Source organism: Bordetella sp. 02P26C-1 (genome assembly GCF_009763255.1).
Lineage (GTDB): Bacteria > Pseudomonadota > Gammaproteobacteria > Burkholderiales > Burkholderiaceae_B > Bordetella_A.
In genome coordinates this window covers 53,485-67,065 of record NZ_WSJB01000010.1, presented here as the reverse complement: position 1 = coordinate 67,065, position 13,581 = coordinate 53,485, and the positions used below count along the sequence as shown (strand labels likewise).

General features: G+C 59.8%; 13 protein-coding genes. 3 read left to right on the top strand and 10 right to left on the bottom strand.

Features of this window, described 5'->3' with window-relative positions; all coding sequences use genetic code 11:
• Positions 1 to 38 precede the first annotated feature (38 nt).
• The 5 genes from GOQ28_RS05990 to GOQ28_RS05970 all read right to left on the bottom strand — a co-directional run bounded on the left by GOQ28_RS05990 (position 39) and on the right by GOQ28_RS05970 (position 4,778).
• Positions 39 to 1,067, bottom strand: coding sequence for an alpha/beta fold hydrolase (locus GOQ28_RS05990; RefSeq protein ID WP_160355799.1), 1,029 nt, complete (start codon positions 1,065 to 1,067; stop codon positions 39 to 41).
• A gap of 7 nt (positions 1,068 to 1,074) precedes the next feature.
• Entirely contained in the window at positions 1,075 to 1,827 is a 753-nt protein-coding gene (locus tag GOQ28_RS05985) for an SDR family NAD(P)-dependent oxidoreductase (RefSeq protein WP_202109635.1), read from the bottom strand.
• A gap of 22 nt (positions 1,828 to 1,849) precedes the next feature.
• Complete coding sequence (locus GOQ28_RS05980; RefSeq protein WP_160355798.1) at positions 1,850 to 3,151, bottom strand: TRAP transporter large permease; 1,302 nt, start codon at positions 3,149 to 3,151, stop codon at positions 1,850 to 1,852.
• 9 nt (positions 3,152 to 3,160) lie between these two features.
• Positions 3,161 to 3,676, bottom strand: coding sequence for a TRAP transporter small permease subunit (locus GOQ28_RS05975; RefSeq protein ID WP_160351059.1), 516 nt, complete (start codon positions 3,674 to 3,676; stop codon positions 3,161 to 3,163).
• A 91-nt stretch (positions 3,677 to 3,767) separates the two neighbouring features.
• Complete coding sequence (locus GOQ28_RS05970) at positions 3,768 to 4,778, bottom strand: TRAP transporter substrate-binding protein (protein WP_160355797.1); 1,011 nt, start codon at positions 4,776 to 4,778, stop codon at positions 3,768 to 3,770.
• Between the two features lie 197 nt (positions 4,779 to 4,975).
• Between GOQ28_RS05970 and GOQ28_RS05965 the strand changes: the two genes are divergently transcribed.
• Positions 4,976 to 5,908: a LysR substrate-binding domain-containing protein gene (locus GOQ28_RS05965; protein WP_160351061.1), complete on the top strand. Its 933-nt coding sequence runs from the start codon at positions 4,976 to 4,978 to the stop codon at positions 5,906 to 5,908.
• A 100-nt stretch (positions 5,909 to 6,008) separates the two neighbouring features.
• Here GOQ28_RS05965 and glmS read toward each other — a convergent pair whose 3' ends face one another.
• Positions 6,009 to 7,841, bottom strand: coding sequence for a glutamine--fructose-6-phosphate transaminase (isomerizing) (gene glmS / locus GOQ28_RS05960; protein ID WP_160355796.1), 1,833 nt, complete (start codon positions 7,839 to 7,841; stop codon positions 6,009 to 6,011).
• A 153-nt stretch (positions 7,842 to 7,994) separates the two neighbouring features.
• Here glmS and GOQ28_RS05955 point away from each other — a divergent pair, with 153 nt between their 5' ends.
• Positions 7,995 to 8,480 carry a winged helix-turn-helix transcriptional regulator gene (locus GOQ28_RS05955; RefSeq protein ID WP_160355795.1) on the top strand — a complete coding sequence of 162 codons (486 nt, stop codon included), beginning with the start codon at positions 7,995 to 7,997 and terminating at the stop codon, positions 8,478 to 8,480.
• A 10-nt stretch (positions 8,481 to 8,490) separates the two neighbouring features.
• Here GOQ28_RS05955 and GOQ28_RS05950 read toward each other — a convergent pair whose 3' ends face one another.
• The 4 genes from GOQ28_RS05950 to GOQ28_RS05935 all read right to left on the bottom strand — a co-directional run bounded on the left by GOQ28_RS05950 (position 8,491) and on the right by GOQ28_RS05935 (position 13,075).
• Positions 8,491 to 9,552: a glycosyltransferase family 4 protein gene (locus tag GOQ28_RS05950; protein WP_160355935.1), complete on the bottom strand. Its 1,062-nt coding sequence runs from the start codon at positions 9,550 to 9,552 to the stop codon at positions 8,491 to 8,493.
• On the bottom strand, positions 9,552 to 10,952 hold the full coding sequence (locus GOQ28_RS05945; protein WP_336603744.1) for an MFS transporter: 1,401 nt from the start codon (positions 10,950 to 10,952) through the stop codon (positions 9,552 to 9,554). Before GOQ28_RS05945 ends, GOQ28_RS05950 begins: the two co-directional genes overlap by 1 nt.
• Positions 10,949 to 12,319, bottom strand: a complete 1,371-nt coding sequence (gene glmU, locus GOQ28_RS05940) for a bifunctional UDP-N-acetylglucosamine diphosphorylase/glucosamine-1-phosphate N-acetyltransferase GlmU (RefSeq protein ID WP_160355794.1) — start codon at positions 12,317 to 12,319, stop codon at positions 10,949 to 10,951. The genes GOQ28_RS05945 and glmU overlap by 4 nt, the downstream gene beginning before the upstream one ends.
• Positions 12,320 to 12,382: 63 nt before the next feature.
• A complete protein-coding gene (locus GOQ28_RS05935; protein WP_160355793.1) occupies positions 12,383 to 13,075 on the bottom strand; it encodes a PhaM family polyhydroxyalkanoate granule multifunctional regulatory protein in 693 nt (230 codons plus the stop codon).
• Between the two features lie 245 nt (positions 13,076 to 13,320).
• Between GOQ28_RS05935 and GOQ28_RS05930 the strand changes: the two genes are divergently transcribed.
• On the top strand, positions 13,321 to 13,554 hold the full coding sequence (locus tag GOQ28_RS05930) for a DUF3717 domain-containing protein (RefSeq protein ID WP_160351066.1): 234 nt from the start codon (positions 13,321 to 13,323) through the stop codon (positions 13,552 to 13,554).
• Positions 13,555 to 13,581: the final 27 nt, after the last annotated feature.

Genomic DNA, 13,581 nt, shown 5'->3' with positions numbered 1-13,581 from the left:
CAGTAGCGTCGATACCGATTGCGCGAGCTGCGCCCCGCTCACACAGCCGCAAGCAATTCGCGGATACGATCCTGCACAAAATCCGCGTCGCGAGGATTCTGCTTGGGATTATTCACACGATGGCCCCAATCGGTCTCGATGACTTGCATCCTGGCATCGGGAATCATGCTCGCCTCGGCCTCGATATCGGGCACGGTGAAATACAAATCCGTACGGCTCGGCATGATCAAGCTCTTGGCCTGGATCGAACCGAGCGCGCGGGGCAGGTCTTTACCGTATAGGGGATTGTCGCTGATGTCTGTGCGTTGCCATGTGTGCAGCATGGCCAGCAGGTCATTGGCATCATGACGACCGAAGAAACGTTCCCAGTCGTTGACGATGAACTCCTCCGGGTTGGCGTATCCGATGCCTTTATACAGCTCGTGCCGATAAAAGGCCTGCGACAGTCCCCATCCCGCATACACGCGCGCCATCGCCTTTAGACCGCGTTCGGCACGGCCGACGAATTGCTCGCCGTTCCATGTGGGATCGCCTGTCAGCGCGGCCTTGACGCCTTCGAGGAACACAAAGTTGTGACGCGTGGTACGCGCCGTCCCGCAAATCGCTGCCAGACACGCCACTTTCTCGGGATAGGCCGCGGCCCATTGATACGCTTGCTGCGCACCCATGGAAAACCCCACGGCCAAGGCCAAGCGCCGCACGCCTAGTTGCTCGAACAACAACTCATGCTGAAGCACCACGTTATCCAGCACCGACACAGCCGGGAAACACGCCGCGTCGGTATTGCTCGGCGAGCTGGACAAGCCATTGCCGAGCATGTTCGGAATGACCACGTAATAGTGGTCGGTATCCAGCGCACGCCCCGGGCCGACCATCCACTCGATATCGGTATGGCGCGTTGCATACGAGGTGGGATAAACGATCGCGTTATCGCCTCGCGCATTGAGCCGACCGGCAGTCTTGAACGCAATGCGCGCGTCCGGTAGAACCTCGCCTGATTGCAGACGAAAGTCGCCTGCCCGGAAGATTTCATAATCGCCGGACGTCGTATCCAATCGCAGCCCCATACGTACCCTACTGTGCCGTCAGACCGCTATCGATCGAAAAGATCTGACCGGTGGTACGCGCCGATTCGTCAGAGCCGAGGTACACCGCGGTGTGTGCGATGTCTTCGGGTTCCAGAAGACCCAGCAAGTGCTGTCCTTTCAGAACGCCCAGGGCAGGGATCGTATCGACCAGCTTGCGCGAGCGCTCGGTCAGCGTCGTGCCGGGAGCAATACCGTTGACCCGAATCTTCTTCGGCGCGTAGTCGACCGCCATGGTGCGCGTGAGCGCAATCACGCCGCCTTTCGCCGTGGAGTATGCCGAACGCGAGGGCGAGCCCACCAAGCCATAGAACGACACGATGTTGATCACCGATCCGCCACCGGCAGCGACGATTTCCGGCACGGCATAACGGCAGCACAGCCACGTCCCGAACAGATCGAGATTGATCGTCTTCCAGAAGGTGTCGTTGTCGACCTCGGTCACCGGGCCATCCTGCGGCAGCGAACCGCCGGCGTTGTTGACCAGGATATCCAGCTTGCCAAACGTACGAACCGTTTCCGCCACCGCGTGAGCGACTTGCTTTTCATCGGTCACGTCCGTTTCGATAAACAGCGCACGGCCACCGGCTGCGTTGATTGCGTCGGCGGTTTTGCGGCCGTTTTCCGCGTTTTTCTCAATGACGGCGACGGCCGCGCCTTGTTGCGCGTATTGTTGCGCGATCGCCTGACCGATGCCGGTACCAGCGCCAGTGATGAAGGCTACTTTGTCTTGTAATCTCATGATCAATACTTCCAGAATCGGTTTACATGGAACGCGTGAGCCACAGCGCGATCTCGGGGAAGATCGTGATCAGGACTCCGCTTAAAAGCATAATGAGGAAGAACGGCAATGCCGCGCGGGCCACATAACCGAGGCTCTTGTCGGTCAAGCCCTGCAGAATAAACAGGTTAAAACCCACCGGCGGCGTAATGGTCGCCATCTCCACTGCGATCACCAGGAACACGCCGAACCACACGGGATCGAAGCCCGCCTGCACGACCAGCGGCAACGTGATGGGCAAGGTCATCACGGTGATGGAAACGCCTTCCAGGAACAGCCCCAGCAGCGTAAAGAACAATGCGAGCACCAGGATCAGCACATACGGATTCAGGTCCAGCGACGCGATACCGTTGGCAATGCTGGCAGGAACGTGCAGATACCCCATCGCAGTCGATAGAAAATTCGCCGCGATAATGATGGCGCACAGCATGGACGAAATGTTGACCGTGGAGGCAAGCGACTCGCGCATCAGGCGAATGCTGAACTGGCCCGACAGCAGGATGTAGAGCAAGCTCACCGCAACGGAAGCCGCGCCCGCTTCCGAAGGGGACACCACACCGCTATACAAGCCACCCATGATGAGCGCGACGAGCGCGACAATCGGGGAAATGTCATAAAGCCCGCGAATTCGGTCGCGCCAAGAATACTTCGGTGCCGGCGGCACGGCATTCTTGCCGGTTGACGAGACGATCATGACGTATATGACATAGAACGCCGCCGTCATCAGCCCCGGCAGCACGCCCGCCATGAACAACTTCGAGATCGAGACTTCGCCCACGACCCCAAAAATAATCAGCACGACAGAGGGCGGGATAAGCAGTCCCAGGCTGCCCGCGCCGGCCAGCGATCCGATTGCAAGCTTCTCGGAATAACCGCGTTCCTTCAGGTTCTTGATGGTGATCTTGCCGACAGTCGCCGTGGTCGCACTACTAGAGCCGCTGATGGCGGCAAACAGCGTGCAACCCAACACGTTAACGTGCAGCAGACGGCCAGGCAGCATCGACACCAACGGTGCGAGGCCCCGGAACAAGCGTTCGGATATATCGGTGCGATACATCAGCTCGCCCATCCAGATGAACATGGGCAATGCCGCCAACTCCCAACGCGTGGAGCTGGACCACACGATGGTCTGTAGGCTAAATCCGATGCGCGTGAGCGAGAAATCGGCCACGAAATACAGGGCGGTCGCCGATACCAGAATCAGCCCCATGAAGATCCATACCCCGAGCCCGAGATATAGCACCAGCAACAGCAGCATGATGCCGCCGGTTAGCAATTCATTCATGTGCGGCTCCTACAGCACTTCTGCATGACTGGGTTCCTCGATCGAGGCATCGCCGCTGATCATGCGCAATAGATAGGCGATGAGCTGCAACCCGAAAATGATCAGACCGACCATAATGATCGTATTGGGAATCCAAAGCGGCACCGCGATCACCGAATTGCTCAGTGTTCCGCGCGCGAGAAAACGCGTGATGGCTAGGTAAAAGTAGTAGCACAGGAAGCCGACAGCCAGCAGGCTCAGAAAGGCGCCCAACGCCTCGACAGCCCGGCGCGCACGTCCGCGCAGCTTCGAGAGGAGGATATCCACGCGGATGAGAGCGCCTTGTCTGAGCGCCTGTCCTAAGCCCAAGAAAACCATGGCCGCCAGTTCATATCCCACGAGCTCATCGAGCACATGGGTGGACATACCAACGGTACGCAGCGCGATTTCGAGTACCGTGTGCGCGACCATTAAAACCAATAACACGGACGCGAGCCCAGCGGCGAGCGCGGAGGCTCGATCCGCGATCGTCAAGATGAATTTCATCGGAGTCGCTTGAAGGAAAGAAAAATCGGGATGCCCGTGCTGCCCATGCACCGGGATATCCCGTGCATGGACACACAACATCAATGAGGCGTTACTTCGCTGCGGCTTTACGCGCGTTGAAGTCGCTGAGGATCTTCTGGCCGCGCTCGCCCGTTTCCTTCAACCAGCTTTCCTGAATCGTCTTGCTGGTGTCGCGCAATGCGTTCATGAAGGCGGGATCGATTTCCGTGGCGATCGTCACGTTGTTCTTGCGCATGAGTTCGTAGGTCGCCACTTCGCGTGCCTTCAACTCGTTCCAACCGAAGTCCTCGGTGTCTTTCGCGGCCTGCATGACGGCCTTGCGATCAGCTTCCGACAGATCGTCGAACGCGTCTTTGTTGATCGCGGCGATCTGCAAGGACATGGCGTAGTTGATGGCGGTGTAATGGGGAAGCTGTTCCCAGAACTTCAGCACCGCGCCGCCTTCGGCCGCCGTCAACACACCGTCGAGCGCGTTGGTCGCCAGCATGGGCATCACATCGCCGATCGGCGTTTGCAACGGAGCGGCGCCAATGGCACGCAGCGCGACGATACCGTTCGGATCGTACGTGCGAATACGCAGGTTCGCCAGATCGGCTTGGTTGTTGATCGGCTTACGCGTCCACAGACCCGACGGAGCCCATGGGATCACATAGAGCAGGTATTGATTACGCTCGAGCAGCGCCTTCTCGTAATAAGGACGCGCCACATCGTAGAGAATACGGGCTTCTTCATACGTCGACACGACAAACGGCATGCTGGTCAGCTTGAACAGCGGATCCAGGCCGCCCCAGAACGAGCTGGACGAGTCGGCGATCTGAACCGCGCCGGTTTCCACGGCATCCAGCGCGTCGGCCGACTTATAGCCCAGCGATCCGCCGAGGTGAACGTTGACCGTCACGCGCCCGTCGGTCAGCTCGTTGACCTTCTTCGCAAACATTTGGTCCATCTGACCGGAAAGCGAAGAGGCTTGGTAGTCGTTGGTCAGATCCCACTTTACCTTGGCCGCCGACACCGTTTGGGAGGCGAACAACATGCTGCAGGCGACGCCGCAGAACGCGGCCAGACGAGATATCTTTTTCATAGCATTCCCCTAATCGGAAGGCGCATTTTCACATTGCGTCGAGATGTCAACAAACTTTTTTTTTCGATCTGTGAGATAAGAAAAAGTTAATGAAACCTGTAATGACGTAGCAATGACGGGCGTCAACGATAACTAAAAGTTGGAATAAACTACCCCCGGAAATGCTTGATGCCTCACTTCGGGGCGGGAAAAACGCCGTGAATGTACGATTCCTGGAGACCTTTATTTGGGTGGCGCAGCTGCGCAGCTTCAAAGCCGCGGCGGCGAAATGCAATCTGACGCAAGCCGCCATCTCGGGACGCATCGCCGCGCTGGAGGAGGAGTTCAACCAGCCGCTGTTCGAGCGCAAGGCCCGCTCGGTACAGCTGACCCACGCGGGACGCATGCTGCTGCCCTACGCTCAGCAAATGGTGGAGGCATCCAAATCCATGCTTCATCTCATGCGCGACGCACTACCGCTGCGGCGCCGTCTGCGTTTGGGGGTCATTGAATCCATCACCCATTCCTGGTTTCCCGAACTGGTACGCGGACTCGAACGCGAACTGCCCGAGGCGCAGATCGAGCTCACTACCGAGTCCGCGCGTCGACTGCATCAGCTCATGCGTAATGGCGAAGTCGATATCGCCTTGCAAGCGGACCCTATTGTCGAAGAGAACATGTACAACCGCGAAATAGGCGCGATGAAGATGGGCTGGATTTGCCTGGCCGAGTCGGATGTTCCACAGCGCATGAGCTTGAGCGAACTGACGAGCTGGCCGATCATCACGTTCCCGCGGGACTCTCAACCCTATATGTCGCTGTTGCACATTATGGAGAAGAACGGTGTGTGGCCGCATCACATGCACTTCGTGTCTTCGATTGGCGCGAGCCGCAAATTGCTGGAACAGAATATCGGTATCGCGACCTTGCCCATTGCGTGCGCGAGGCCTTTCATCGAGAGCGGCGATTATCGTCTGATCCAATGCGACCATCCCTTGGCCGACATGCCGCTCATCGCCAGCTGGCGCCCGGATCACGCGGTGAAACTAGGCGCGGCCATTGTCGCGATTGCGCGCGAGGCCATGCAGCTGCACGCGACCGGGCGGGAGGATTTGGTCGTGCTTCCTGAACATGATGTGCGTCTGGCTTGATCCTCCGTCATTGGCTTGGATAAAGACAGAGGCATTGCACTTCGTTCGTTCATAATGGCGCCTGATGTCTTCCATTCAGGCGCCACGGCTTCGCGTGTGCTTACTCCACCGTCACACTCTTCGCCAGATTCCGCGGTTTATCCACATCCGTCCCACGTGCACACGCCGTGTGATACGACAGCAACTGCAGCGGTATCGTATGCAGAATCGGCGACAGCATGCCATAGTGCTCCGGCATGCGAATCACGTGCATACCATCGCTATTAGTGATGCGACTATCCGCATCGGCAAACACGTATAGCTCGCCGCCACGGGCGCGCACTTCCTGCATATTGGATTTCAGCTTTTCCAACAGCGCATCGCGCGGAGCGATCGTCACCACCGGCATATGCTCGGTCACAAGCGCCAGCGGGCCATGTTTGAGCTCCCCAGCGGGATAGGCTTCCGCGTGAATGTAGCTGATCTCTTTAAGCTTTAACGCACCCTCCAACGCAATGGGATAGTGCATGCCACGGCCCAGGAATAGCGCATTCTCCTTGGTGGCAAATCGATCCGCCCATGCCATGATTTGCGGCTCCAGCGCGAGGACAGAGCCAATAGCGACCGGCAGGTGACGCAGGGCTTTGAGGTGTTCGGCTTCTTGTTCAGCGGTCAGACGATCACGCACTTGAGCCAAGGCCAGCGTCAGCAGGAACAGACCCGTTAACTGCGTCGTGAAGGCTTTGGTGGAGGCCACGCCGATTTCCACGCCCGCGCGCGTGATGTAGGCGAGCTTGCATTCGCGCACCATGGCGCTGGTGGATACGTTGCACACGGTCAGCGTATTTTCCATGCCCAGCGATCGTGCATGCTTTAACGCCGCGAGCGTGTCGGCGGTTTCACCGGACTGCGAGATGGTCACCACCAACGCACGCGGATTCGGCACGCTGTCGCGATAGCGGTACTCGCTGGCGATTTCGACTGCGACAGGAATCTGCGCAATGGATTCAATCCAGTATTTCGCCGTCAAACCCGCGTAGTAGCTGGTGCCGCAAGCCAGGATCAACACGGAGTCGATGTTCTTGAAAATCTTGTACGCCTCATCGCCAAACAGCTCCGGCGTGATGGCTTCGATGGCCTGCAGCGTATCGCCCACGGCGCGCGGCTGCTCGAAGATTTCCTTCTGCATGTAATGGCGATAGGGGCCCAACTCGGCAGCACCCGTGTGCACATGCACAGTGTGGGTCTGGCGCTCGACCGGCTTGCCTTCGGTATCCGTGATCCATACGCGCGAGAGCTGCAGATCCACTACGTCGCCGTCTTCGAGATAAATGATGCGATCGGTGGTGCCGGCCAGTGCCAAGGCGTCAGAAGCGAGGAAGTTCTCGTTTTCGCCCACGCCCACGACCAAGGGCGAACCCTGGCGCGCGCCCACGACACGATGCGGCTCATCGCGGCAGAACACGGCGATGGCGTATGCGCCTTCCAGACGGCGCACGGCTTGTTGCACGGCCTCGAAGAGGTCGCCGTTGTACAGGTGGTTAACCAAGTGCGCGATGACTTCGGTGTCGGTCTGGCTTTCGAACACATAGCCGGCGGCCTGCAATTCGGCGCGCAGTTCATCGTGGTTTTCAATGATGCCGTTGTGGACCAACGCGATACGAGGCTCGTCGTTACCCAGCTGCGAGAAGTGCGGATGGGCATTGTGCGTGGCGGGTGCGCCATGGGTGGCCCAACGGGTGTGCGCAATGCCGGTAAAACCCGACAGCTTGTCCTCGGCGATCTGGTCAGCCAGCTCGGCCACGCGCTTGGTGCTGCGCGTGCGCCGCAATGCGCCGTCCATATACAAGGCAACGCCGCAGGAATCATAGCCGCGGTATTCCAGCCGCTTCAGGCCCTCGACCAGGATGGGAGTGATGTCACGTTGAGCGACGGCGCCGACAATTCCGCACATAGAAAACCTCGTTTTCGGTAAGTATGTGGCGCATTGTGCGCTGGTTGGGGTGAAATTTGATTTCTTAATTTTGGTGTATATGAAAGCTTATTTTCTTACATAAGTATGATTAAATATTCTTTCTTTTAGAGCTCCCCGATGAAATAAAAGTACGTGAATCAATCCCCTTTGGTCGAATTAGACGACCTCGACCGGCGCATCCTCGTCCAACTCCAGCAAGACTGCGCGCTGACCAACCAAGAACTGGCCGGCCGCGTCCATGCATCGCCGCCTACGTGCCTGCGCCGCGTGCGACGGCTCGTGGAAACGGGGGTAATCACGCGCCAGGTTGCCATCTTGGCGCCAGAGAAGATAGGCAGCAGTTTGACGGCGATCGTCGAGATCACACTGGATATACAGGCTGCGGAGAACCTCGCTGCCTTTGAAACAGCAATGCTGAACGAGCCCGCGGTGCTGCAGTGCTATCGCGTATCCACCGGCCCGGATTTCGTTGTCGTTGCTCAAGTGCCCGATATGCCTGCTTATCACGCACTCGTGCATCGCGCGTTCACGGCACAGGCGAACGTGCGCAATGTGCGCACGTTTTTCTCGGTGCATCGGGCGAAATTTGAAACCCGCGTGGATATTTCAGAGGCTTAACCGTTGCGCCTCAACGTTGCGCAAGCAGACGTTCGAACAGTGCTAAATAACGCCGCCCCATCTCTGTCACATCATGCTCGCTACGAACATAGTCGTACGCACGCTGCGTGCACGCGTCGCGGAACGCAGCATCGTCCAGACAACGCGCCATGCCACTCGCTAACGCTTGCACATCGCCAACCGGACACAACACGCCACGACCATCGGCCAGACTTTCTTTTAGGCCACCAGCGTCCGTAGACACGACCGGTACGCGTTGCAGAAAAGCGTCCAGCACACTGCTGCCGAGCGCTTCTTCGATGGAGCTCATCACGAACACGTCAAAGATGCTGTAGAAGTCTTCCACACCCTTGCGAAAACCCGCGAACAGGTAGACGTCTTGCAACCCTAAGGCTTGGACTTCCGCGCGCGCCTGCGCCTCGCGATCACCGCCCGCGCCAAAGTGCACAAACACAAAATCACGACGCGTGCGCGCCAACTCACCCACCGCGCGTATCAACGTGAGCGGATCTTTATCGTGAATCAGCGCCGCCGAGGTAGCCAATACCTTTTTGCCCTGCAACCCCAGTTCGGCCACTAAGCGATCGACATTCGCATGGTCGATGGCGTGGGGCTCAACAGCACTGCGGATGATCACGGGCTGCAAGCCTAAACGTCTGGGCTCGGCCGCGGCCATCTCGCTGATCGCGACAAAGCCATCCACGCGGCGCCATTTCGCGCCGGTCTTCCACTGGTCACCGGGTTCGACTTCGAATGATGTACGACGCGAAAACACCACCGGGCGGCCGTGGAAGGCTTTGGTCAACACTGCCCACGTAACGGTGTTCGCCGTCTGGGCGTGGATGATGTCGTAGTGCCGACCCGCCCGCGCCAGATACGCGAGCTGCGCCGGCACGTTACGCACGCCATGCGTGACAAAGCCTTCTTCCTTGCAACGCGCCTCAAGCGGCGCGCCCGCGCGGCATAACACTTCTACATCATGCCCCGCCGCACGAAACGCACGCATGCAGTAGAGCGTTTGACGCTCACCGCCGCGCCAGCCTTTTTCGAAATTCAGTTGCAAGACCTTCATCATTCAACGCGTAGCTTGTTCGCCCGCACAGAGTTCACCGCGATGGCCACCGCCGCGCACAACGTGGCAAGCACGAGTGCGACGGTAGAACCATTCGCGCCGCCCACGCTGAACGCAATTGCCACCAAAGCCGTACCGAAGCTTTGACCGAACACACGCGTCGTCGCCTGCATTCCGCCGGCCGCACCACTGCGTTGGCGCGGCGCCGATGACAGCATCGCGCGATTGTTAGGCGTTTGGAAAAATCCGAACCCCATTCCGGTCAAACCCATCGCGGCCATGATGACGCCGTTATGCGCACTCAATGGCAGCATGGCGAGCGCCGCTAATCCCAATGTCATCGCGCCAGCACCCACGCCGCTCAATATCGCAGCGGAATAACGGTCGGATAAACGACCGGCAAACGGCGCGACGATGGCCGTACCTATTGGCCAAGCGCCCATCAACAAACCCACCTCTAGATAGGGACGTCCCAGCACCTGCTGAAAGTAAAACGGTAGCGACACAAAGGCCGCCATCTGCGCGGCAAATGTACATACCGACGCTCCCACGGCGAACGCAACAGGCCGGATACGCAACAAGTCCACGGGCACAAGTGGCGCGGTCTGATGGCTCGCGCGCCGCACCAGTATGCCCCCCGCGATGACAGACAGCGTGATCAGCGCGACGCCACGCCAGGGACTTTGCCCCAGCATATCAACGCCGGTGATAAAAACGCCCAACGTCACCATGCAAAGCAAGGCGCTGCTCCAATCCAGACGTCCGACGCTACGGGGCACCTCGGGCAAATAACGCAAGCCAAACATGACGCCCACACTGATGGGAATATTGATCGCGAAGATCCACCGCCAATGCGCCACATCGAGGATGATCGATCCTACCGTCGGCCCAAGCACCGACATGATCGCGACAGTCGTTGCGTTAATGCTGATACCTCGGCCCAGCATACGCAACGGGTAGATATTGCGCACCAGACCGCCAAACATGCACATCAGCGATGCCGCGCCTATGCCTTGCACCACGCGCGCCGCCGTCAGATGCCAAAGCGTCTGCGACAACGCGCCACACAACGACGCGATCGCAAACAACGCCAAGCCCACCGTAAACATCCGGCGAAAGCCCACGCGCTCTGCCACCGCGGATAGCGGCAACAACAGCATCACCACCGCGAGGTTATACGCGTTGACGACCCAAACTGCCTGCGAGGGCTGTGCATGCAAGTCTGCCGCGATGGTGGGCAATGCCACGTTGGCGATCGAGGTGTCGAGCACCGACATGCTGATGCCCACCAGGACGGTTGCCGCCGCATAGTGGCGGCGCGGCGTGGGCAAACCGTCAGGCAAAGCCTGACGTTCCTTGGCGCCGCGCGACTGCGCGCAGTTTGACGTGTTCGAACTCACGATTTCTTCTGCGGACGCTGCCAACCCTCGATAGTGGTTTGACGGGCGCGTGATAGCGTGAGCTTGCCCGCTGGTGCGTCTTCAGTCAGCGTAGTTCCCGCCCCCAGGGTGGCGCCGCGTCCCACGCGTACGGGTGCGACAAGTTGCGTATCCGATCCGATAAACGCATCGTCTTCGATCGTCGTACGGAATTTGTTCACGCCATCGTAGTTGCAAGTGATGGTGCCTGCACCGACGTTGACGCGCGCGCCCACATCGGCATCACCGATATAGGCCAGATGATTCGCCTTGCTATCGACGTCGAGCACGCTGTTTTTGATCTCGACAAAATTACCGACATGGGTACGATCGCCGAGCTTGGCGCCGGGACGCAGGCGCGCATAGGGACCAATGCGGGCGTCCCCGCCCACCACCGCCCGTTGCAGGTGACTGAACGCTTCGATCTGCGTACCGGGGCCGATCGAGACATCGCGCAGCACACAATGTGGTCCGACGCGCACGCCGTCTGCCAACTCCACCTTGCCTTCGAACACGCACCCCACATCGATCACGACATCGCGTCCGCAGGCGAGGGAACCTCGCACATCGAAACGGGCGGGGTCCATGAGCGTGACGCCGGCCTCTAACAGGCGACGCGCTTGTTCATACTGATAGCGGCGCTCCAGCTCGGCCTGTTGCACGCGACTGTTTACGCCCAGCGTTTCCCAACCCGCGGCCGGGTGTGCGGCGCCCACTGCCACGCCGTCGGCGACGGCCAGGCCCACCACATCGGTCAGGTAATACTCGCCTTGCGCATTGTTGTTGTCGATGCGGCTGAGCCAGTCTTTCAGTTTGGCCGTCGGGGCCACCAGAATGCCGGTATTGACCTCGCGAATCGCGCGCTCTTCGTCGTTGGCGTCCTTATGCTCGACAATACGCGCGACTTGGCCTTGCGCATCGCGCACGATACGGCCATAGCCCGTTGCATCGTCGAGGATCTCCGTCAGCACGGCCGCGCCGTCACCGCGCGCATCGAGCAGACGCTTGAGCGTTTCTGGCTGCACCAGCGGCACATCGCCGTATAGCACCAACGTCACATCGTTATTGCCGTCTTCGCCCAAAAGCGGAACGGCTTGCTGCACGGCATGGCCCGTGCCTTGCTGCGGTTGTTGCAGGGCAAAGCTCAGTCCCTCGCGGCCCTCGAACGCGCTGCGCACACGCTCGGCACCATGACCCACCACGACGACGATGCGGCCGGGATTCAGCTCTGTGGCGCTGTCGACCACATGTTCGAGCATGGGTTTACCGGCCAGCGGGTGCAAGACCTTGGGCAGATCAGACTGCATGCGTTTACCGAGACCGGCAGCGAGGATAACGACGTTAAGCATAAGTGGATCAGCAATAATCGAGGCACGCACAGCAGGCACGCGCCCCGTCCCCAACGGGGAAGATTAGGATTTACGAGTGTTGGTTGCGCGCTTGGCCGCGGTTTTACGCGGGGCGCGCTTGCGCGGCGCGGCGTCGGAAGCAGCCGATGGCGCGTCAGCGCCCGCTGCGGGTGCCCCGGCCTGCGGCGTGGCCGGCATGCTGGCGGCGGTCGCGGTAGCGATCTGGTTGAACTGCTGCTGCAGCAAATTCCACCACGCTTGCGACGCTGACTGCGCAGCCTGGGCCATCGGATCGGCTGCGCTGGCGCCTTCACTGCCGGTCGGCGTCTCCGGCGGCTGGGGTTCGGGCTCAGATTTGGGCGCAGCGAAAGGCGGGGCCGCGTCTTTGCCAGGCTTGAGTCCCAGCACGACTTCCAGCGGAGACGGCCCGTCCGCATTCGCACCGGCGGCCACGAAAGAACGCAGCGTCGCAATCGTTGAACGCTGCACCTCCATACCCTGGATCGCGCTGCTCAACATGGACAAGTTCATCCGCAGCCAGCTTTCGACGGAGCGCAGCTCGTTGATGCGACGCTCCAGGTCTTCGAGATTCATGGGCGGCGCCATCGGCAAGGACTGCGCCAACCCACCCGGGCCGGTCAATCCGGCCCACGCGTTGCGCATCATTTCCATGCTGGCCAAAAACGGGTTACCGGCGAGGTCTCCCTCCTGCCCGAGGCCAGGCAGCACGAACGGATTCGATTTGGACGTAGTCATACAGTCTCCGATAGCAGGCAGTAGGAGGCGGCTGTCATCCGCGGCGCGACAGCGCCCCGAGGCAGCAGGGGCAGGCCAGTTGCCGCTCGCCAGAAAGATGATCCGTCACCGTGTGCAGATGCCGATATTACGCTCGATTGCAGCAAGCTGCCAAAGGCGGTGCGCGGAAGTATCGCCCTGTTGCGAAGGTGACGCTTTGCAAGCTGCAAGGAGTCAGGCCCGAGCGATTCTGGGACAATAGACGCATGAATTCTCCCATCTCTCTACCCGAACTGGAACAGGCCATCAATTACTGGCGTGAAAGAGAGCCCTCGCGCGGGGAGGAATCGCGCCTGTGCCGCGAAGCGGCAGCCCTGGCCACGCCCTACGCCTTGATGATCGTGGGCCACCGGCGCGAGCTGCCGCCCGATGAACTGACGCCCGAAGCGCGCGCGGCCTACGAAGCATGGCGCAATACCCGACCGGCCACGGCAAACTAGAGGGGCGTTCTGCCGGCCGCCCGCCGC